Source organism: Chitinophaga sp. 9-1-y (assembly GCF_059511905.2).
This window is the reverse complement of sequence record NZ_CM197955.1, coordinates 2,875,314-2,894,468: the sequence shown is the minus strand read 5'-3', so window position 1 is coordinate 2,894,468 and position 19,155 is coordinate 2,875,314. Positions and strand designations below refer to the sequence as shown.

The window sequence follows — 19,155 nt, the reverse complement described above, 5'->3', positions numbered from 1 at the left end:
TTCACTGCAATTTCCGGCGTATTTTCATCGCATGGAACACCCAATGGAAACCTTGTTACACGCCTATATTCGTGACTGGAAACTAACGCCTGATGGTCCTTCTTTTTCCACCCGTTGCAGCCTGTTGCAGCCGGTTTTATATGAGGGCACACCCGCTTTTCTTAAAATAGCCCTGGAAGAAGAAGAACGGCTGGGAGCATTGTTACTGAGCTGGTGGGACGGTTCGGGCGCGGCCAAAGTACTCCGGTACGATCAGCAGGCCTTGCTGATGGAAAGGATCAGCAGTACACAACCGACACTGATTGACCTGGTAAAAGCCGGCCGGGATGATGAAGCCACACAAATTATCTGTAACGTAGCACAGGCACTACATCAACCGTCCACTAGGCCGCTTCCGCCCCTGCTGCCGCTCATGCAATGGTTTGAGGCTTTACTTAAAACCGGCGATCCATATGGTCCGCTCATTGTGCAATGCCGGGAATTAGCAACGCAGTTGTTGACGGAGCAACGGGATCCCGCGGTTTTACACGGCGACCTTCATCATGAAAACATCCTGTATAGCGATACCCGGGGCTGGCTGGCGATAGATCCGAAGCGACTGATCGGGGAACGGGCTTTTGACTTTGCGAATATTCTCTGTAATCCGGACAAGGCCACCGCATTGACGGAAGGCCGGTTATTGCGGCAGGCCACTATCATTTCCGGTACGGCGAATATTCCCCTCCAACATTTGATAAAGTGGACTGCCGCATGGGCAGGGCTTTCCGCTGTCTGGATCATGGGCGATGGTGAGGACGCCAGCCTGCAACTGGGCGTAGCGGAAACAGCGTTCCGATTGTTGGCTACCATGGCTTAATTTTATTGCTGGCAGCCTGTTTTCAGCCAGGCATCTACCTGCGCTGGAGTAGCCGTTTTAAACACCTCCAGCAATTCGGGGAGGAAATCTTTGAAGGCAGGGTAACGTTGACGGTTATACTCATATACCTTCATCTTCTCTTCCAGGACCGGTATAAAAACAAAGTGATAGGTGCCTATATGCAGCTGCCGCAGGGCTTGCGCTCTTTTGGTATCTTTCCTGTACTCCACAATACGGATTTCACCGAGCCGCACCAGGTGTTCCATTACGCAGGTATACCAGCTATAGATATCCTACGGCTGCATTACTTTTTACTGCGAGTCCGTAAACAGGTAATTGTATTTTTCAAGGGGCTCCAGGTAACCACGAGCCGGGACTTTTGCTGTGAAAGGCGGGCAGCGACAAGAACAGGCAGGCGTACAACCAATTTCGCAACATCATGATGATTACTTTTTATTGAAAATAATATCAAATGCAGGTTATAAAAATAATATTGTCTGCTTGTTAATTTTAAAGTGCCTGGCGTACGCTGTAATTGTCTTGTACCCGATTGGCCTGATGATACTGGTTTTTATTTTGATGATCTTATATAGCTAAATAACCCAAGTTGCCAGTTATGATATTTTGTTGAGAGTTGTTGCGAAGATGAACTGGCAACCTGGGTTAATTATTATCTTTAAGTGGTAGTATTTACTTAATTTGGCCTCCTAAATACAGTGCGTTTGACAACACAAGCATTCATTACCGGAGCATTGCTCGAAGACGTGGGCAGCGGCGATTACTCTACACTGGCATCCATACCAGCCGATGCGAAAGGTAAGGCGGTACTTAAAATAAAGGAAGAAGGCATACTGGCAGGCATGCAGATGGCGCAGGATATTTTCCATCATCTGGAAGAAGATGCAAAATTCACCCTCTATAAAAAAGATGGCGATGCTGTAAATAATGGCGAAAACGCGTTTACCGTTGAAGCCAGCGTGCATACCATATTAAAAGCAGAAAGACTGGTACTTAACTGCATGCAGCGCATGAGCGGCATCGCAACGCTAACCAATAAGTACGCCAGCAAAATAAAAGGCTACAAAACCAAAATACTCGATACCCGCAAAACTACGCCACTGTTCCGCGAATACGAAAAGCAAGCAGTGCGCATTGGCGGCGGTTACAACCTTCGCATGGGCTTATACGATATGATCATGCTGAAGGATAACCATATTGATTTTTGTGGCGGCATAGAGCAAGCCATACAGAAAACCAACGAGTACCTTGCGGCCAACAACCTGCACCTGAAAATAGAGATCGAGACCCGTAACCTCGATGACGTGCGCCGTGTGCTTGCTGTGGGCAATGTACACCGCATCATGCTCGATAACTACTCGCCGGAACTATTGGAAGAAGCTATTGAGCTAATTGGCGGTAAGTACGAGACCGAGGCGTCGGGCGGTATTAATCTCGATAACATTATTTCATATGCCCGTACTGGTGTCGATTACGTCTCCTGCGGCGCTATCATACATCATGCTGTGAGCATGGACCTTAGTTTAAAAGCACACAAAATATAAAGCAGGTATTATCGTTGTTGTTATTATCTCGCTGTCACTAGCCCTGATACGGATGTCTTCCTTATGACCACATGCCATCTGTAAGGCCATAAAACTTTTTATAATAGGCGAACTTCGCAGCAATTACTTTCCTGGTTTCCGGCAGGCCATCCTGCTTCAATTTTCTAAACAGGGGAAGTACCCGGTCGCCAAATTCTTCAAAAGAGCCACTGTGTGTAATCACATCGGTGAGGTAGCAGGTGGTTTCATCGCATTGCTGCCAATAGGCTTCAATAGCCCGGCAGGCACCTTCTACCAATGTTTTATCATAACATTTCACGAGGCAGCGGGCGGCAGCGGCAGACCTGTCGGGATAGTTCATTAACAGGTAAAAGAGAAAATACTTAATGTTGATGAGGTCTTGTGGAGCCAGCTGGAGCGGCAATAATGCTGCACGTCCGGTGAACAATTCATTATAAGCTGCATCCTGCAGGCGTTTGGTGGTGTGCTTTTCAATCAACAGTTCCAGGTAACCAATGGCTTCCTGTGCGGCTGCAAAATCAGTTGCCTCACAGTCTCTGAACAATTCTTCCAGTACAAGGTGATTCATGAATCTTAATTTTATTGAACGGTTTCGTTGTTTATATTTGTAAAGAAAGTATATTTTCGTCAAATAAACAACGAAACCGACATTAAAATACAACGAAACCGTCTTATATAATGAAACCATTAGTCGCCTTAGTTACCGCCTGGGACAGTTACGCGGGGCAAACCACCACCCCTACAGTGGCTGATTTCTGTCAGCAATATCTCCAGAAGCATCCGCCGGCAACCGGCACAGCACCTATTCCCGGGCATCAGCGCAACGGCGTACTGGCGGGGCTGGTAGGGCAAGCCAGCCAACTACATACCACTTATGCCCGCATGGCAATCAGGGAGATTCCGGGTATAGAACTGGAATGGTTTTATTTACTGAACGTGATCTATATGAAAAAGGCGGCGAAAAAAACGGACGCTATCAGCCTGAGTCACCTGGAACAATCGACGGGCATTGACATCCTGAATCGCATGAAGAAGAAAGGGCTGATTGCGGAAAAGGATGATCCGGCAGATAAACGCGCCCGGTTAGTGAGTCTTACTAGTAAGGGTAAAGCGTTGATGATACAAATAGGTTATCATCTCTATAAAATTTCCTACCTGCTATACCACCCTATTAATGAAGAAGACAAGCAACACATCATCGATATACTGGCTACTACCGCGGCAAAGCATGAACAAATCCGCCTGGCGAAAAAGAACCAGTCTGTTGATGAACTGATACAATCACTCTATGGTGATCATGCGTTGAAGTCCGTACTCAACGACTTTAAAAAAGAAATCAGGCAACAGGAAAAAGTGCTGCGCAACACACCGGATAAGGATATTGACGAACTGATTACCTCCCTGCATAAATAATTAAACTGATTTTTTCTGCCTGCGTAGGGGAAGCTGTAAATGACATGCGTCCTATTAGAAAGTGGCTTTCAAAAGCACTTTGATGATGGTATGATTACGCACAACGATATATTCAAACGCCCATTGTTAACGGGCTTAACTATTATATTAGGCCTGACAGCTTCCCTGTCAACTTCGGCACAAACCAGGCCGTATCCGCTGTTAAAGAGAGATACGCTATCGCACCCGGTACCGTTGACTTACAAGGCACCGCTATCTCTTATGGGGAACAGAGAGCAGGCCCGGCCGAATAATTATACTTACGGTGATTACACCCGTGAAAATAGTTATGACGTTCCTGGTCATCCTTCCCGCAATAACCATTTCCGTTGGAATGATATCACGGCTGTTACAGAGATGGCTTTAAAAGTATATATTCTTTTCAGATAAAAATACCCGACCTCATAGCCGGGTATTTTTATCTGTTGTACTTTTTATGCTAACTCCCTCCGGGAAGTAGGCCGCAATGCCCAGGAAACCAACACGATTGCTGCAAAAATCAGGGGCACGATCAGTTTTCCGGCGGGATCCCCGGTAAAGCCGTGAGAAGCCGCAGCTCCCGTAAGATCAAAGAAAGCCCCTGCATAAGCCCATTCTTTGAGGCGAGGATAACGGGGAACGATGATGGCAATAGCCCCTGCTACCTTCCAGATGCCGAGTATTACGCAAAAATAAACCGGATAACCCAGGTGCGTCATCCCATCTACGAGTGCAGCAGGCCGAATGATATCCCCTACACCGCCTGAACCCAGTTGAAATATGATCAATGCGGTGGCAATCCAATACAGCGTAGTAGTCCGCCAGGAGCCACTAAAATGAGGAAATAGCGGTCCAAAATCACGACGGCTGCCGGGACGCAATGCCCAGGAGGCCAGGGTAATTCCCGCGAAAATAAAAGGCCCTACTGCTGCTGATGGCTCCCCTACTACCAGATGTGAGGCAAAGGCCGTAGCATACACAAAAAACAATCCTGCATAAACCCATTCTTTCAAACGGGGAAAGCCAGGTATTAACAGGAACAAAACTCCCAGTAATTTCCAAACGCCCATAATGCTGAGCACATATTCCGGGTAACCCAATTGTACCAGTACAGTACGGACAAACGTTATTTTTTGCAGGTCCCAGATAGCGCCTACGCCGGTTTCAAGCGCAATGATGCCGGTGGTCAACCAGAATGCCGCTATACGGATCCGGGAACTAGTGACTGAAGTGGTAATGGTATTCATGGTGTTAAGTTTTATCATGATGGTAAATGATGACTGATTACACTACAATAAGTATTGAGTAAATCAGAATTGGACATCTTTGGACAAGTTTTTTTTTGAAGGGAGTCTCCCGTTGTTATTTTTTCAGGAGGATTGGTATTTTTCCTTATTAGATGTTAGCTTAGCGTGTAAAGTCCCTATACATGAAAATTAAGCTGATCAGAAAATTCCTGGAATACGTATACAACAACTATGTCGGCAACTTTTTAGGCTTTGTGGTGGCCATGATGTCCAGCCGGCTGGTATCCCACTACTTCACTACCCGCAGTATCAAAAACTTATGGGGGCTGACTGCCCGCAAAACCGTTATTGATAAACATACCTATACCAACCTGGAATGGGCGATTACCATTGTAATTGGTTTTATCATATTTGAAATTGTGTCCAAATGGTTCAGCAAAAAATTGCAGCAGATACTACCGAAGTATAAACTCACTAAATGGCTGGTAGATACGGAGGAGAAAGATAAGGAAGCGGCAAAGCAGGCAGCAGTGCCGGTTGCAGTGGTGCAGGAGTAAAATTGTTTGCTGCCAGGTTCATAAATAACACCAACATGGAGTGATATTCTAATTAAATATTCTTTTGGCTTTAGACCTGTATAACCTAAAGCGCAAATAAAAGGATGACCAGCCCCGGGAAGTTTAGTCCTCCCGGGGCTGTTTCTATCCGGCCAACCTCCTGTTTTATACCAACACTGTAGGTGGCAGCATTATCGCCCCTTCACCAATTCCTGCAACCGTGTCGCTACTTTTTTCAGTGTAGTATTCCCCTTCCACTCAGACAGCATTTGAATAATCTGTGGATGTTGGATAGTGCTGTTATTCAGGGACAATATCTCGCTATAAATTTCAAGCAGTTTTTTCAGGTCTTTTACCGGTGTTGGTCCAAAGCCGGCCACCGTGGCTGTGAGCATAGCTTCCAGTGCTTCATTATGGGATGGACTTACTTTTATCATACTGCCGGCAATGAGGTCACAGTAACGCTTTAGCGGCGCCCATTCTATGCTTTCCAGCTGCCCAATGATATGTCCCAGTTGGGTGTTGTTGACGCGGTGTGGTACCCGGCTGCTCCAATATGCGGCGGCGTATGCCCGGATGGTTTTATCGGCATGCAACATACAACAGGCAACAAAGAGGGCGCTGATATCATTCGGTGGCGTATCCAGTTCGTGGATGGATTGTAATGCGGCCAATGCCATCGCTGTTTCTCCTACTTCATACCTCAGGGAGTAAGTATGACACGTGTACGCTATCCTGGCCAGCAATACCGCGGGATTGTTGGGAGTGAGCATGAGTAAGCGTTTCACGTCGGGCGCGGGAATGTACATATGCTGGCCTACAGCATTCAGGTACTCCTGCAGCAATGGCGCCGGGCCATTCAGCAATTGGCCGTTAGTCTCCGGGAAACTAATTTCCACCACTGTTTCCTCCGACCAGTAGCGATCATACTCATGTGTTTCCCGGTTGTAGGCACCATAAGCTTTATAAGGGCGGCGATGCGCTTTCCAGGGGATATTGCCTGTCAGAAGCACTATCGGTAAGCGGTGATACGAAAAATCAGCAAAGGCTTCATACGTCAGTAGGGGCGTTTTCGTAATACCGGCCTGCATCCAGGCAGACGGCGTTGCAAAAGGCCCCTGCGGCAGTGCGTCCGTGTATAGCAGGAATTCCAGCAGGCGCCGGTACTCTCCTTCAGGCATAGTGGCAACAAGGGATTTCGCGACACTGGCATCTTCCGGCACACAACGCGCGATGGCTACCTGCAAATCAAATTCATTGGGCGTGATGCCTGCCGCTACGTATAGTTGTAACCGTTGTACCAATACTACCGGATCCAACCAGGCGGGTGTATGAGTGGGCGTAGACAGCAATGGTAGTGTATCCTTATCCGTTAGTTTCTGACCGGCAACTGCCAGTAGCTTTTTGTAGGGAATATAAATACCTGGTTCTTCCCGGTGTGATTTCCAGTGGCTGAATGCAGGGATCTCTGCACGATTTCGCCACCAGTGTTTGGCGTGTTTAATGATATTTAATTGTTCCGCATAATCCGGGCGGGCATCAGCCATACTTTTACCATAATTCAGGAAGAAGAGAGCGAGCGTTTGATCCAGGAAACCGGCAGCAGCCGGCAACTGGTTCAGGATGACGTAAGCCCGCTGAAAAGCCGGATCCAGCTGTAACAAGACGTCGGTGGTAATAATCTCCTGCAGGCCAATCAACAGTGCCGGGAGCTGGTCGATATGATAGGTTTCATGGCCTTCAAAAGCCTGGCTGGCCAGGAACACGAGTTCACCAGGGTCTGTTATTTCAGGGATCTGGTTATGTGGACCCATCAGCGGTAACAACGAAATTTCTTCAGGTGCCGGCATGGCCTCCACGGCTGCTGCTCCTTCGAAAAATGATTGCAGCATTTTCTGCGATCCGGACAGCATACTGTCTTTAAACAGTAATAGTTGCGCTTTCAATATGGCGTCGGTGTCGGTACCATATTGAACAATCAACTTCGCCGTTTTCGTTTGTATCTCTTCGTCTTTTACAATGAAGACCTGGCATAATCCCTGGCATATAACCGCAACAGCTGCCGGATACTTTGTACAAATCTTATCTATCATTTGAATGGTAGTGGCCAGGATCGACTTTTTACCCGTGGCCACTAATTGTGGCAGGTGGTCGATCAGGGTACTATAATCAAAAGCTGAAGCTGATAGCAATGTTTTAAGGAAATTCAGCGAGGTACTTACCGCCTTGCTTTGCGGGGAATCCAGCGCCTGAAACAGCAACGGCTGCAAAGTCAGCAGCTCGGACTGAGTAGGTTGCAGGCTTATCAACAAATCCATCATCCAGCCACTGAGTAATTTATTAAAATTCCGGTTAGCGGCCTTTAAGCAAGCTTCGAGTAGCCGCATCCTGTCAAGGGTGCCGTCTCCGGAAAGCCGCTTCATCACTCCTCTCCAGTTGGGTTCTTCTTCCCCATGCGTGGTGGCTGTTTCCTTTACCTCCCAGCGATCGCTGAAATGAATATTGGAAGGGTATTCAAACAAATACCAGATGTGTTCAGCGAGCGTAACGGGGTATTTATAAAGGATGGCTGTATCGAAGCGATTTCTTTTTTCTCCCGTATAAATGGCCCGTGTCAGGCGGGTTACGATCATGGGAGCGGTAAGGGTGAGCCACTTTTGCGTGCTCATCTCCATCATTCTTTCATAAGACAACTGATAGGGCAACGTGTCTTTCTCTGCCAGTTCGGCCATTAACCCATCAAACCACGGAGCCATATACCAGGGGGCTATTTTATCCAGCATCCCATTCCCGATAATATTGGCCACAAAAGAGTTGGGTTGCATTGCTGCTTTATCGTAACACACAAAGGTGGCGGCAGACAGTATATTCAACTGTCGCTCTGTCATCCTGGTACTATATACATTTTGTCTTATCTGAATCACTTCTCCATAGTAGTTTGCCTGTTGCCTGATGGTGGGCACCAGTGCAATTCTTTCCGCCGGGGAGAGTTGTTGCAGAAACGGAATGATTTCCTCATCATGTTCCTTTTCCAGCATTTGCTGTAGTACGTCCGAATGGGTCATATTAATGGATTAAAACAATTAAAAATGCTGGTCCGCTTTCTTTTTTACTGCCAGTATATGTTTACAGGATCCCCGCTGACCCTGGTTTTTAGCATACCAGGTGCACGTGCAGCGGGCGCGGTCACTTTCCAGTATAACCGTATGCGTGATACCGGTACCGGCTACACGTGCTTCCACTTTATCCGGGGTGGTGGATGTGATCACTACTTTATCATCTGCCAGCAGTTGTAAGGCATCTTTCATACGGGGATTAAGACTAAGAATGCGGCTGAGCTTAAAGGGTAATCGCCGGTAGAAGTAGCTGTTTTCATCCAGGTCGTATCCCAGCAGCCCCATGGCGGCCAGGCGGCCGGTGAGCTGATCGATTTGCTCAAAGCTTACCTGTTCTTTTACAGCCAGCAACGTAGCATTAAATTCCTGGTTCACATACCCGTATTTATCGATGGCTGTTACCAGTTCATCGGGCACCTCCGCTATCAGGGACTCCAATGCGGCGCCTTCTCCCGAAAAGCCTCTCCAGGCCTCGCGGGACAGTGTAAGGCTAAACCGTACACTTCCAAAATACAATTGCCAGGTAGTGCTCTGCATATCCGGATGTGCAAATACCTGTAGTTCATCTGCCAATGGTAACAAAGGCTCCAATAGCTTCAACCGGTGTACACCTCCGATGCAAATTGCATTGGCCGCTTTTGCGGGGCTAAACAGTGGTTTACTGCCTTGTTGTACCAGGTAGTAATCCGCTTTCACACCGGCACCGGGAATGCTTTGGAATAATTGTAATAACTGTACCTTATTGAACCGGTGCATAGCATTGGCCGCCGACAGGAACAACTGCACGGTGGTTAAGCCCTTGATCCATTTTACCGGCAACGGCACTTTCCGTTCTATAATCTTTTCGGTAGGTTTACTTTGCACACTGATCTCCTTCGCCCCTACCGACAACTGTAAATGATCATTTCTTCCAATACTTCCCAGGGCATTGATCATGGGCTGGTTAAAGTCTACGTTCACTGTTCCGCTGGCAGGAAATAACCCGTTATGCCCACCAGGCAAAACATCTACCCTGGCGTATACGCCAGCACAATGAGAAAATCCTTCAAAGCGTAGCTTGTCAGCTCCGGCGGTAACGATAGGATCTTTCAACAAAGAGGCCTGCGCCGGTGTCAGTGTAAAGTTGGCTTTCACCACGTTAGATAAAGTAATCAGGCAACGGGCAGTAATATAGGATTGCTCCAGGCTACCCCGGAAAAACTCCGGCGACTGTACTTTCTCGATTTCGTTGTAACCTGACAACTGTAATTGTGGCGCAGGTCCTGTGTGATGCAGTACAGAAGCGGAGGGATAACAATAAGTGATAATATCAGACATGGTAACTTCAGGTTAGCTGGAAAAAACGAAGCTACATATTTTACCTTAAGCATGGTAAACAGCGATGGATCTTCTCACAAAAATTGAATATTAAATTTTACATTGGTAATTAACAGACGTTATATGATCTATAGTTTTGTTGACGAAATACGGGAAGAGCTTCAGCTCCCTGTTGAATTGATATCAGGTGATGACTCTCTCACACTTCCTCTGCAAACTTTTTTAGTGCTATATGACGAGCAAGCCCCCCCTGCTGCTTACGAGATCCGGTATGACTTTCATTCCAGCCCATTCAGGGCAGTCATTGTCAGCGGAGAGTTGTTGGCGGTAGGGCATGAAGGTTACTTTTACCTCTATGACAGAAGCGCCCGGAAAAATTTGTTGACGCTCCCACTTTCGGGCTACTTCGGTGAGCTGCACCTGGAAGAGGACCGGTTCTATGTGGCGGATGCAAATGGCATTTACTGTATCAATATCGCTGGTGAATTACTTTGGAAAAACGAGCAACTCGGCATTGACGGGGTATTGATTCACCATTTCACGTCGGATAAAATAACTGGTATCAGTGAATGGGATCCTCCGGGTGGATGGCGGGAGTTTATTATCAGACGAGATACCGGCGACATCATTGCATAAATACCCTCTTATCATAAGAAAAAAATCGGGATGACTCCCGATTTTTTCTTATGAACTCTTTTATAAATATCTCCCTTACTTACCTGCTACTTCTTTTGCAGCCTGCATAATCACTGCTGCTACTTTCTGTGGCTGTGAGATATAAACAGCATGGCTGCCTTTGATAATTTCCCTATCTTGAATTTTCACCATTCCGTTGTACCATGCACGTTAATACACAAAAAAAACTTTTTGTACTGCTCTCCTGCACCCGCTTACGTTCCCGAAGGCCTTCTTCATAAAATATTTTTTAAATATATAAGCCGAAAAAATCAACCATTGGATTACTTTATGTGTTATACTTCGAAGTACCTGGTATATAGCTATCAACTGTGACTAAACGAATTTTTCAATGAAAAGCAAACTGTTCTTCCTACTTCTTTCACTGTTATTTTATCATTGTGCCGGGGCACAAACGGCCCCCAGCTTCAAAGAGTTGCTGGATAGTGCTATGCTGCGGGATGCAGACCTTAAATCCCAGCTTACTAAAAACAAACTTACCGTACTGGACCAACACAAGCTGAAAGATGCCTACCTGCCTACCCTGGAAGTAGGTGGCATGGCCGGTTACCTCAATGCCACTGCTCGTGTCATTTCTCCGGAACTGAACCTGCAGCCTTTTTTGACCATTCCCGAAGGGAAGTACAACAACAATATCAATGTATCCGGCTTTTCAGGCCTCGCCAAGGCGGATGCCAAAATGCTGTTGTATGCCGGCGGCAAGATCAAGCAGCTTAACAAAGCGCTGCAGGAAAAACGAGAGTCGGAAAACGTCTTGCTGGAAAAAACATCCGATGACGTTGCCGCTCTTATTTCAAGGGCATACGACCAGCTAGCCCTGGTACATCAGTCCAAAAAGGTGCTCGATGAAGCCAAAAGACGACTGGATGCCAATCGTAAAACAGCCGACAAAGCATTGGGATATGGCCTGATTACGCCATATGATCATAAAAAAATAGAACTGGCACAAGCTACCCTGGATGCCAAAGTAGCCGAATATGAAGGAAAAAAAGAGTTGCTCCTTACCCAACTGGAAGTGTTAACCGACATCAGCAAAGAGCGGCTACGTCTCATTGAGCCGGTGTTGACCGCGGTGGTACTTCCCACTCCGCAGAAAACCATTGAACAGCGGGCAGAGATACGGGCACTGGACCACGGGATCAGCGCCTCCGGGTATAAAATAAAAGCCGAACAAACCTGGTGGATTCCTAAGGTACAGCTCATGGCTTCCACTTATTATATTGGTCTTTATGGCACCAGGATTAAGTCTTCCGATAATATCATCCCTCCTATCCCGGCCATCAATTATCCTGGCCGTAAGCTGGACTGGCGGCCTACCAACCTGAATATTTTTCCGTTGTTAACGGCCGGTGTTGGTTTTAAATGGGAGATCTTCGATGGCAGGGAAGGAAAACATGCCATTGAAACCGCCCGTATTGACCGGGAGCTGCTGCAGAACCAGAAATACGATGCCCTGCGTAAGCTCACCCTGAACCAGGCTAATAACCAATCCAACTATGATATTGCCAATGCGCAGATTGCGCTCAAGCAAAAAGAGAAGGAACTGGCCAATAATGCATTGGTGCAAGCTGAAAAAGAATTCAGGTATGGCATGTCTAAATCCACGGAACTGATTGCCGCAGAAAACGATCTCGAATCAGCAGAACTGGAATATCAGAATGCTATTTTTAACCAGCGAAGGGCAGCTATAGAAGTGATGCGATCAACCCAGGAGCTGGACATCAACAAACTGTATTGATGGAGGCATGCAGCCGCCTACACCCATTACTTAAATTAATTACAATAAGATGAAAGTAACTACCTGCATATTATTCAGCTGTTCACTGGCATTGGCCGGCTGTTCTTCCCAAAAACAAAAGGCTGACCGGTTTGAAGGAAAGGCAAAGAAAGACCTGGTATCTTTTGCGCCAAAGGTGACCGGCCGGATATTAAACATCTATGTAAAGGAAGGGCAGACCGTTAAAAAGGGAGATACGCTCGCCTTGCTGGATGTACCGGAGGTTTCCGCCAAAATAGCACAGGCCCGGGGCGCCGTGAGTGCCGCCACCGCACAGGAGCAGATGGCCCGTAATGGCGCTACTGCCGACCAGATGAAACAATTACAGGCTAAATACAAAGGCCTGAAAGAGCAATATGATTTTGCCCTGAAATCGTTTAACAGGGCCACGAATATGTTCAACGACAGCCTGATGTCGCCACAGGCTTATGATGAAATATACGCCAAGATGCAAGGCGCCAAAGCCCAGTATGACGCTGTAGTAGCGGAACTGGATGATGTAAAGAAAGGTACCCGTGTGGAAAAAGTGAATATGGCGGCCGGTCAGACATCACAGGCCATGGGGGCCTTACAGGAAGCAAATGTGGCTTACTCAGAACGTTACGTTATTGCCACCAACGATATGGAAATAGAAACGATTAGCCTGAATCCCGGTGAACTGGCCACTGCCGGCTTTGCCTTGTTCAATGGCTATATTCCCGGAAGCACCTGGTTTAGGTTCACCATACCGGAAAGTAAGATTTCTACCTTTAAGAAAGGCCAGGACGTAAAATTTGAACTCCTCTATAACAAGGAAGAACTGGATGGTAATATCATCTACATCAAGCAACTGAACCGCTATGCGGATATCAGTACCGCCTTCCCTGATTACCAGCCACAGGATGCCATTTATGAAATCAAAGTACAACCGAAAGATCCTAACAAGGTCAAAGATGTACTGGTAAATGCGAGTGTTTTACTGAAATAACCAGGTATGAAAGAATTTTTCCGATTGCTGAAACGAGAGTTTAAAATGTTCCTGGGTAATTCAACCCTGCGCACCGTCTTTTTCCTTGCGCCGGTATTATATGCGACCCTCATTGGTTTTGTATATAAAAGTGGTAAAGTAGAAAATATACCCGTTATCGTTATAGACAAGGATAATACCCCGCTGTCTAACCAATTGGTGGAAATGCTGGGCGACAATAAAAGTATTAAATTACTTAAAACCCTCCAGGAGCCTGGCAATATCAATGATGAAGTGATCAGGAGAGAGGCGGCCGCTGTGGTGATGATTCCTTCCCGGTTTGAAGCGGAAGTATTCCAGAAAAGGTACCCGGAGGTAAATGTATATGTCAACACCAGTAATGTATTGACCGCCAACTTTGCGTCCAAGGCATTACAGCTCACCATTGGTACATTTTCTGCCGGTGTTTCCATTAAAGGGTTACAGAAAATGGGCATGCCTGCCGTAAGAGCTGCCACACAATATGAGCCCTTTAAAACGAATTACATTACGCTGTTTAATACCACCAGCAACTACCTGATATTTATGTGGCCGGCTATGCTGGCTGTAGTACTGCAACAGGTAATACTGCTTGCCATGGCGATCAGCTTTGCGGCAGAATTTCAGCGTGGTTCTTTTATCACGGAATATGCGGGTATGCGCCGTTGCGCCTTCCCTATTATGCTGATTAAGGTGATACCGATATGGATTTTCTCCATTCTCATTGTGTGCATTTATTATGGCATGCACATCTTTTTCAAAGTACCGTTGCCGCAGGGTATTTGGGACTTCGTACGGTTGACGGCCGTTTTTGTGGGCTCCGTCTCCTTCATGGGTGTATTGGTAAGCATCCTGCTACCTGATGCACTGAAGGCCACACAGGTACTGATGGTGATAGCCTCACCGGCGTTTATTATTAGTGGCTTTACCTGGCCCCTCAGCGCGATGCCTGGCTTTGTGCAGTTTCTCGCGAACATTATCCCGCTGACACCCTTCCTGCAAGCCTTTAAGATTTTACTGATACAGAAAGGTGCTGTAGCACTCACCCTGCCTTATCTCCGGCATTTGAGTATCCTGCTGGTTATTTATGCCGTGCTGGGCTGGCTGGCGTTGAAGATAAAATTGTGGTATTTGTTCCGAAAGGCAAAAGCAAGTGGCACATAAATGATCGTTGAACTTTGCCACATTATAATGATATTGACAGGCATAAAGAAAAAGGTTGCGGGCGATACCTGCAACCTTTTTCTTTATGCTTCTGTCCAAACCGCCAGTTCATACCCATCCGGGTCTGTAAATTGAAATCGTTTTCCACCCGGGAAGGTGAAAATATCTTTTACAATGGTGCCGCCGGCCGCTATTACCTTTTCTTTGGTAGCATCCAGATCATTCGAATAAAGTACCACCAGCACAGATCCTTTCACTGGTTTACCTGTTGTGAAGCCTCCATCTACATATTCTCCGCCAAATGCCGTATAGTCGGGACCGTAGTCCACGAATTTCCAGCCGAAACTGCCGGAATAAAATTCTTTTGCGCGGTTAATGTCTTCGGACAGGAACTCGATGTATTGCACCTGGTGGTGCTTGTACTTTGGGTTAGCGGGTTTGTTTGTCATAAAACAGATAGGATATTTTTAAGGAAGGTACTGATTAAGATTTACTTCCTGGTGGCGTTAAAAAAATTTAACATCTTTTGATATAACGCCTGATTTTTCAGGAAAGAAACCGGGTGATTTCAGCGGCTATATTTGCCGGGGCTTCGTCGTTTTCCGGTGAAAGGTGGCTTAAACCGGGAAGCGTTTGCCGTTGTGCATCCGGAATTGTATTCGTTAATACCTGGTTAGTTACCTGTACAAATGCAGGACTCTTCCCACCGGAAAGTAATAATACCTTGCCAGTAATATGCTGGTAATGCAGATAAGTACGGTGTAATTTTTGAATTTCCTTATGTTCGTTCAGGTTGAGCTCCAGCATAGCGGCTATTTTCTCCCAATGAGGACCTCTGATAGCCAATCGGAGAATGAAACCGGCCAGCCACCGGGGCATTTTGCTCATGGGAGTATGACCGGCGCCTTGCACAAAGCTGGTAAATGCGAGCCTGGGCTGATTATTCTTCATGGCCTGTTCATAAGTGCTGATCCAATCCCATACTGCCGGGCTATCCTGTAATGATACGCCTGGTTCATACAGCACGATCCCTTTAAAAGACACATACCTGGCGGCGGTTTCCAGGGTTACAAATCCGCCAAAACTATGACCAAATATATACACCGCACCGGTAGCTTCCTGTACCGCTTTCACGTCTTCACACTCCTTTTTTATTCCATATTCATTTCCCTGTGGACCGCTTCCACCACGTCCCCGACGATCCAGGATATATACGGTAAAAGAGTTGGCCAGCATCCCGGCGATTTTCGTATAGTCGTCAGCCGTGCTGAGTACGCCTGGTACAATGATTAATCCCGGGCCTTCCCCTCCCTGCTGAAAGCTAATGATCGTGTTGTCCGCGGACCGAATGCTGGAATAGGTAAAAATAGCAGTTGACATAGTGAATGCTTTTTTAATTGAATTATTTTTCAATTGTAAAGCAAATATGATTTCTTTTTCCAGATAAAAAAAATTATTATTGAAAAATATTTCAACAATAACTAAGCAGATGCCAAAACAGAAGGAGCAGTTTGAGGAAATGAGACAACAGACCATTTCCCGGTTAAAAAAATCGGGCCTGGAGCTATTTGCCAGGAAAGGTCTGGCCGCCACCAATATCAAGGAAATAGCCACACATACGGGTATTAGCCTGGGGCTAATGTATCATTACTATGCTTCTAAAGAAGAATTGTACCTCCAGCTTGCCAATGAGGCCATGGACAAATCGCAGCTACTATTTGAGCAGCTACAGTTGCAGGATATTTCTGTAAGGGAAAAAATCCAACAGTTTCTCACTGCATTTCTGTACGGTGTGCACAAAGAGGCGGGCATTTATTATTTCATCCTGGTATCACAGCTATTTGAAACAGGTAATAAGATCGAAGACCGTAAGTTGATGAAGCGGAAAATGCAATCCATCAACAACCTGGCCACCCTGGTAAGCGAAGGGCAACAAACCGGTGAATGTGTTACCGGAGATCCATTTGAGCTGGCTGCCACTTTTATTGCGGCCACGCAAGGTTTGGCCAGTTTTAAGCTGATGTTCAGGGATAAATTTAAAATGCCGGAAGGGATCATACTGACACGCATATTATTATCATCCTGATGATAACAAAGCTGCCAGCAGCACATTATTTTCCCCAACGCTTCACCCTTTTTGCCACTACGCTTGTCTTTAATACAGCAATATTTTAATTATCAGCCATCATCTAACAAGCGTATGAAAGTTTACCAGGGAATAAAAGGCTTGCTGCCGGCGGCTTCCACAGCGTTCCGTCTTAATAATACCAGCAAATGGGGGAAAATAGGCCTTACCCTGGCAGTTGCCATGGCCTTACAATCCTGTTTTAAAACACCGGAAGCGCGGCTACCCGCAAAATTGCCAGTCAAGGTCTTCAACATTACGAATGAAAGGCCGGCCATACGTGTGATGGGTGTGTATTACAACCCAAACAATTTCGGCTTCACTTTTACCGGCGGAGAGCTGGACCTTAAGTTGGGTACCTTTACCCTTGGGCATGTGAAACTGGATACCGTGATGACCATACCTGCACATGCTACGTTCACCATTCCGGTTGTAGTAGAACCTGATTTTGCGAAATTGGGCAACAGTGGCCTTAACCTGGCTGATAGTGTGTTGGTGTCATTCTCTGGTACCATGTCTGGCAAAGTAGGATGGTTCTCTAAAAAAATCGACATTAAATACCAGGGTACACATATGGTGGATATCAGCTTCTAGCCAGGTGTATAAGGATTAAGAACGTTCACGGCATCAAAACAAAGCCACCATCCAACAAGCTATGAAAGTTTACAAAAGCATAAAAAAACTGCGATCAGCCGCTGTTGCCGCATTCGGCGTACATCATCGCGACAAATGGAAAATAACAGGCCTCTGTATAGCAACAGCCATGGCATTACAATCCTGCTCTATATTCAAAGTACCGGAACCACGATTTGCCGGCAAGATGCCTGTGAAGCTTGTCAGCATAGCTCCTGAAAGGCTGGGATTACGCGTGGAGGGCCAATATTACAATCCAAACAACTACAGTTTCACTTTTACCGGCGGAGAGCTGGACCTTAAAGTAGATACCTTCTACCTGGGACATGTGAAAATAGATACCGTGATGACCATACCGGCGCATGCTACCTTCACCGTACCGGTGGTAGTAGAACCTGATTTTGTGAAATTCAGTAATAGCGGTGTTAATGTAAACGACTCAGTAGTGGTATCCTTCACCGGTACCATGACTGGCAAAGCAAAAGGCATCTCCAAAAAAGTTAAGATTACCTACCAGGGCAAACATCTGCTGGATATCGGGATGTAATTGATTCCTGCTTTGATATAACTAAGACCTACCCATTAAAAGAAAAGCCGCACTACGTCGTAGTGTGGCTTTTTAATGATTTGGAATTGCAGCAACAAGCAGCTACATTAGACCTATATAATTTAATTTATCGTAATACTACCGATGAACATTTCCTTTGACCTGGATGATACGCTGATACCCGGTGTTAAACAATTTCCGATAGAACGGAAAACAACCTGGCAAAAATTAATCAGCCGGGAAAGCCTGAGGCGCGGCACTGTTGAGCTGATGAAAAGATTAATAAAGGAAAACCACCAATTGTATGTTTATACCACTTCTTACCGGTCTCCTTTTTATATCCGCATGCTTTTCCTCAGCTACGGTATCCATCTGCATAAAATCATCAACAAAGCGGTGCACGATAAAACGCTGGGAAAGCGCGCTGGCCTGATTTCCAAATACCCTCCCGCATTTGGCATCGACTGGCATGTCGATGATTCACCGGGAGTGGCTATAGAAGGCACACGTCATCACTTCAGGACTATTATTATTCCTGAAAATGATATGACATGGACGACAACTGTATTAACACACTTACAACAAGGCGCAGCTATCAAATAGCATCATGGCCTGGCGCAGCATAGCTGTTCCAGGCGCAGGACTTCCTGCTGCTATTACATCCAATACCTTATCAGTAAAGTGTATTAAAAAGTGCCGTACCCCGAACTTTTTACCGGGCAAATGTACGTACCAGCCTAGGCTTACAAGGCTTTTTTCTCCTGCCTTGCGTGCTTCTGCAAACTAACGTTCTCGCAAATTGAATAAACTGCGTAGAAGAACATCAGCATGAAGATGGTGTACTTGCTGGTGTTGGCTCTGTTAACAACGGCATAAATGGTAATACCGGCTAAACAAAGCATCATTCTGCTGATCATTGCACCGTATACGCGCAGCATAAAAATGCTATTGCTTTCAGCTTCTATACCTTTGCGGCTCATGTTGTAAGTAAACGCCGAAAGAGAGGCCAGTGCAAGGTTTCCGAAGAGTAGTACATTGTGATGTACTCCATTGTCCAACATCCAATCCTTTAATAAAAATAATGCGCCAGTCAATAAAATAAATACGCTAATGGCTCTAAA

21 protein-coding genes are annotated in these 19,155 nt (G+C 46.2%); 13 read left to right on the top strand and 8 right to left on the bottom strand.

Features of this window, described 5'->3' with window-relative positions; all coding sequences use genetic code 11:
- The first annotated feature begins 31 nt into the window (after positions 1-31).
- Positions 32-856, top strand: a complete 825-nt coding sequence (locus AC5ZC7_RS11400; protein WP_496159164.1) for an aminoglycoside phosphotransferase family protein — start codon at positions 32-34, stop codon at positions 854-856.
- Positions 857-858: 2 nt separating this feature from the next.
- Here AC5ZC7_RS11400 and AC5ZC7_RS11395 read toward each other — a convergent pair whose 3' ends face one another.
- Complete coding sequence (locus AC5ZC7_RS11395) at positions 859-1,122, bottom strand: hypothetical protein (RefSeq protein ID WP_511911509.1); 264 nt, start codon at positions 1,120-1,122, stop codon at positions 859-861.
- A gap of 456 nt (positions 1,123-1,578) precedes the next feature.
- On the opposite strand from AC5ZC7_RS11395, the gene nadC reads away from it, so the two are divergent.
- Positions 1,579-2,418 (top strand): carboxylating nicotinate-nucleotide diphosphorylase, encoded by an 840-nt coding sequence (nadC, locus tag AC5ZC7_RS11390; protein WP_496159165.1) that lies wholly within the window; start codon positions 1,579-1,581, stop codon positions 2,416-2,418.
- 61 nt (positions 2,419-2,479) lie between these two features.
- On the opposite strand, the gene AC5ZC7_RS11385 is transcribed toward nadC, so the two are convergent.
- A complete protein-coding gene (locus AC5ZC7_RS11385; protein ID WP_496159166.1) occupies positions 2,480-3,007 on the bottom strand; it encodes a hypothetical protein in 528 nt (175 codons plus the stop codon).
- A 110-nt stretch (positions 3,008-3,117) separates the two neighbouring features.
- Here AC5ZC7_RS11385 and AC5ZC7_RS11380 point away from each other — a divergent pair, with 110 nt between their 5' ends.
- Both AC5ZC7_RS11380 and AC5ZC7_RS11375 read left to right on the top strand, forming a co-directional pair.
- Positions 3,118-3,852, top strand: coding sequence for a winged helix DNA-binding protein (locus AC5ZC7_RS11380; RefSeq protein ID WP_496159168.1), 735 nt, complete (start codon positions 3,118-3,120; stop codon positions 3,850-3,852).
- Between the two features lie 90 nt (positions 3,853-3,942).
- Positions 3,943-4,281 (top strand): hypothetical protein, encoded by a 339-nt coding sequence (locus tag AC5ZC7_RS11375; RefSeq protein WP_496159169.1) that lies wholly within the window; start codon positions 3,943-3,945, stop codon positions 4,279-4,281.
- Positions 4,282-4,325: 44 nt separating this feature from the next.
- On the opposite strand, the gene AC5ZC7_RS11370 is transcribed toward AC5ZC7_RS11375, so the two are convergent.
- On the bottom strand, positions 4,326-5,117 hold the full coding sequence (locus AC5ZC7_RS11370; protein WP_496159170.1) for a DoxX family protein: 792 nt from the start codon (positions 5,115-5,117) through the stop codon (positions 4,326-4,328).
- A 182-nt stretch (positions 5,118-5,299) separates the two neighbouring features.
- Here AC5ZC7_RS11370 and AC5ZC7_RS11365 point away from each other — a divergent pair, with 182 nt between their 5' ends.
- Positions 5,300-5,674, top strand: coding sequence for a hypothetical protein (locus tag AC5ZC7_RS11365; RefSeq protein WP_496159171.1), 375 nt, complete (start codon positions 5,300-5,302; stop codon positions 5,672-5,674).
- A 191-nt stretch (positions 5,675-5,865) separates the two neighbouring features.
- Here the strand turns inward: AC5ZC7_RS11365 and AC5ZC7_RS11360 are convergent, their stop codons facing one another.
- Complete coding sequence (locus AC5ZC7_RS11360) at positions 5,866-8,739, bottom strand: DUF6493 family protein (RefSeq protein WP_496159172.1); 2,874 nt, start codon at positions 8,737-8,739, stop codon at positions 5,866-5,868.
- Between the two features lie 18 nt (positions 8,740-8,757).
- Positions 8,758-10,107 carry a hypothetical protein gene (locus tag AC5ZC7_RS11355; RefSeq protein WP_496159173.1) on the bottom strand — a complete coding sequence of 450 codons (1,350 nt, stop codon included), beginning with the start codon at positions 10,105-10,107 and terminating at the stop codon, positions 8,758-8,760.
- A gap of 123 nt (positions 10,108-10,230) precedes the next feature.
- Here AC5ZC7_RS11355 and AC5ZC7_RS11350 point away from each other — a divergent pair, with 123 nt between their 5' ends.
- The 4 genes from AC5ZC7_RS11350 (at position 10,231) to AC5ZC7_RS11335 (ending at position 14,729) form a co-directional block, all read left to right on the top strand.
- On the top strand, positions 10,231-10,743 hold the full coding sequence (locus AC5ZC7_RS11350) for a hypothetical protein (RefSeq protein ID WP_496159174.1): 513 nt from the start codon (positions 10,231-10,233) through the stop codon (positions 10,741-10,743).
- 391 nt (positions 10,744-11,134) lie between these two features.
- The gene (locus tag AC5ZC7_RS11345) at positions 11,135-12,541 is read left to right on the top strand and encodes a TolC family protein (RefSeq protein WP_496159175.1); all 1,407 of its coding nucleotides are present in this window, start codon (positions 11,135-11,137) and stop codon (positions 12,539-12,541) included.
- 49 nt (positions 12,542-12,590) lie between these two features.
- Positions 12,591-13,547 (top strand): HlyD family secretion protein, encoded by a 957-nt coding sequence (locus AC5ZC7_RS11340; protein ID WP_496159176.1) that lies wholly within the window; start codon positions 12,591-12,593, stop codon positions 13,545-13,547.
- Positions 13,548-13,553: 6 nt separating this feature from the next.
- Complete coding sequence (locus AC5ZC7_RS11335) at positions 13,554-14,729, top strand: ABC transporter permease (RefSeq protein WP_496159177.1); 1,176 nt, start codon at positions 13,554-13,556, stop codon at positions 14,727-14,729.
- Positions 14,730-14,812: 83 nt separating this feature from the next.
- Here AC5ZC7_RS11335 and AC5ZC7_RS11330 read toward each other — a convergent pair whose 3' ends face one another.
- Both AC5ZC7_RS11330 and AC5ZC7_RS11325 read right to left on the bottom strand, forming a co-directional pair.
- A complete protein-coding gene (locus AC5ZC7_RS11330; protein WP_496159178.1) occupies positions 14,813-15,178 on the bottom strand; it encodes a VOC family protein in 366 nt (121 codons plus the stop codon).
- Between the two features lie 97 nt (positions 15,179-15,275).
- Positions 15,276-16,109, bottom strand: a complete 834-nt coding sequence (locus tag AC5ZC7_RS11325; protein ID WP_496159179.1) for an alpha/beta fold hydrolase — start codon at positions 16,107-16,109, stop codon at positions 15,276-15,278.
- A 109-nt stretch (positions 16,110-16,218) separates the two neighbouring features.
- Between AC5ZC7_RS11325 and AC5ZC7_RS11320 the strand changes: the two genes are divergently transcribed.
- The 4 genes from AC5ZC7_RS11320 to AC5ZC7_RS11305 all read left to right on the top strand — a co-directional run bounded on the left by AC5ZC7_RS11320 (position 16,219) and on the right by AC5ZC7_RS11305 (position 18,637).
- Positions 16,219-16,815, top strand: coding sequence for a TetR family transcriptional regulator (locus AC5ZC7_RS11320; RefSeq protein WP_496159180.1), 597 nt, complete (start codon positions 16,219-16,221; stop codon positions 16,813-16,815).
- 114 nt (positions 16,816-16,929) lie between these two features.
- Positions 16,930-17,448, top strand: coding sequence for a hypothetical protein (locus tag AC5ZC7_RS11315; RefSeq protein ID WP_496159181.1), 519 nt, complete (start codon positions 16,930-16,932; stop codon positions 17,446-17,448).
- 61 nt (positions 17,449-17,509) lie between these two features.
- A complete protein-coding gene (locus AC5ZC7_RS11310) occupies positions 17,510-18,034 on the top strand; it encodes a hypothetical protein (protein ID WP_496159182.1) in 525 nt (174 codons plus the stop codon).
- A gap of 144 nt (positions 18,035-18,178) precedes the next feature.
- A complete protein-coding gene (locus tag AC5ZC7_RS11305) occupies positions 18,179-18,637 on the top strand; it encodes a hypothetical protein (protein ID WP_496159183.1) in 459 nt (152 codons plus the stop codon).
- Between the two features lie 140 nt (positions 18,638-18,777).
- Here the strand turns inward: AC5ZC7_RS11305 and AC5ZC7_RS11300 are convergent, their stop codons facing one another.
- Positions 18,778-19,095, bottom strand: coding sequence for a hypothetical protein (locus tag AC5ZC7_RS11300; RefSeq protein WP_496159184.1), 318 nt, complete (start codon positions 19,093-19,095; stop codon positions 18,778-18,780).
- Positions 19,096-19,155: the final 60 nt, after the last annotated feature.

Bases quoted from the DNA above. Each gene is read 5' to 3' on its own strand.
- AC5ZC7_RS11400 (WP_496159164.1), top strand. From the start codon at position 32: ATGGAACACCCAATGGAAACCTTGTTACACGCCTATATTCGTGACTGG.
- AC5ZC7_RS11395 (WP_511911509.1), bottom strand. From the start codon at position 1,122: ATGGAACACCTGGTGCGGCTCGGTGAAATCCGTATTGTGGAGTACAGG.
- AC5ZC7_RS11385 (WP_496159166.1), bottom strand. From the start codon at position 3,007: ATGAATCACCTTGTACTGGAAGAATTGTTCAGAGACTGTGAGGCAACT.
- AC5ZC7_RS11380 (WP_496159168.1), top strand. From the start codon at position 3,118: ATGAAACCATTAGTCGCCTTAGTTACCGCCTGGGACAGTTACGCGGGG.
- AC5ZC7_RS11375 (WP_496159169.1), top strand. From the start codon at position 3,943: ATGATTACGCACAACGATATATTCAAACGCCCATTGTTAACGGGCTTA.
- AC5ZC7_RS11370 (WP_496159170.1), bottom strand. From the start codon at position 5,117: ATGAATACCATTACCACTTCAGTCACTAGTTCCCGGATCCGTATAGCG.
- AC5ZC7_RS11365 (WP_496159171.1), top strand. From the start codon at position 5,300: ATGAAAATTAAGCTGATCAGAAAATTCCTGGAATACGTATACAACAAC.
- AC5ZC7_RS11360 (WP_496159172.1), bottom strand. From the start codon at position 8,739: ATGACCCATTCGGACGTACTACAGCAAATGCTGGAAAAGGAACATGAT.
- AC5ZC7_RS11355 (WP_496159173.1), bottom strand. From the start codon at position 10,107: ATGTCTGATATTATCACTTATTGTTATCCCTCCGCTTCTGTACTGCAT.
- AC5ZC7_RS11350 (WP_496159174.1), top strand. From the start codon at position 10,231: ATGATCTATAGTTTTGTTGACGAAATACGGGAAGAGCTTCAGCTCCCT.
- AC5ZC7_RS11345 (WP_496159175.1), top strand. From the start codon at position 11,135: ATGAAAAGCAAACTGTTCTTCCTACTTCTTTCACTGTTATTTTATCAT.
- AC5ZC7_RS11340 (WP_496159176.1), top strand. From the start codon at position 12,591: ATGAAAGTAACTACCTGCATATTATTCAGCTGTTCACTGGCATTGGCC.
- AC5ZC7_RS11335 (WP_496159177.1), top strand. From the start codon at position 13,554: ATGAAAGAATTTTTCCGATTGCTGAAACGAGAGTTTAAAATGTTCCTG.
- AC5ZC7_RS11330 (WP_496159178.1), bottom strand. From the start codon at position 15,178: ATGACAAACAAACCCGCTAACCCAAAGTACAAGCACCACCAGGTGCAA.
- AC5ZC7_RS11325 (WP_496159179.1), bottom strand. From the start codon at position 16,109: ATGTCAACTGCTATTTTTACCTATTCCAGCATTCGGTCCGCGGACAAC.
- AC5ZC7_RS11320 (WP_496159180.1), top strand. From the start codon at position 16,219: ATGCCAAAACAGAAGGAGCAGTTTGAGGAAATGAGACAACAGACCATT.
- AC5ZC7_RS11315 (WP_496159181.1), top strand. From the start codon at position 16,930: ATGAAAGTTTACCAGGGAATAAAAGGCTTGCTGCCGGCGGCTTCCACA.
- AC5ZC7_RS11310 (WP_496159182.1), top strand. From the start codon at position 17,510: ATGAAAGTTTACAAAAGCATAAAAAAACTGCGATCAGCCGCTGTTGCC.
- AC5ZC7_RS11305 (WP_496159183.1), top strand. From the start codon at position 18,179: ATGAACATTTCCTTTGACCTGGATGATACGCTGATACCCGGTGTTAAA.
- AC5ZC7_RS11300 (WP_496159184.1), bottom strand. From the start codon at position 19,095: ATGTTGGACAATGGAGTACATCACAATGTACTACTCTTCGGAAACCTT.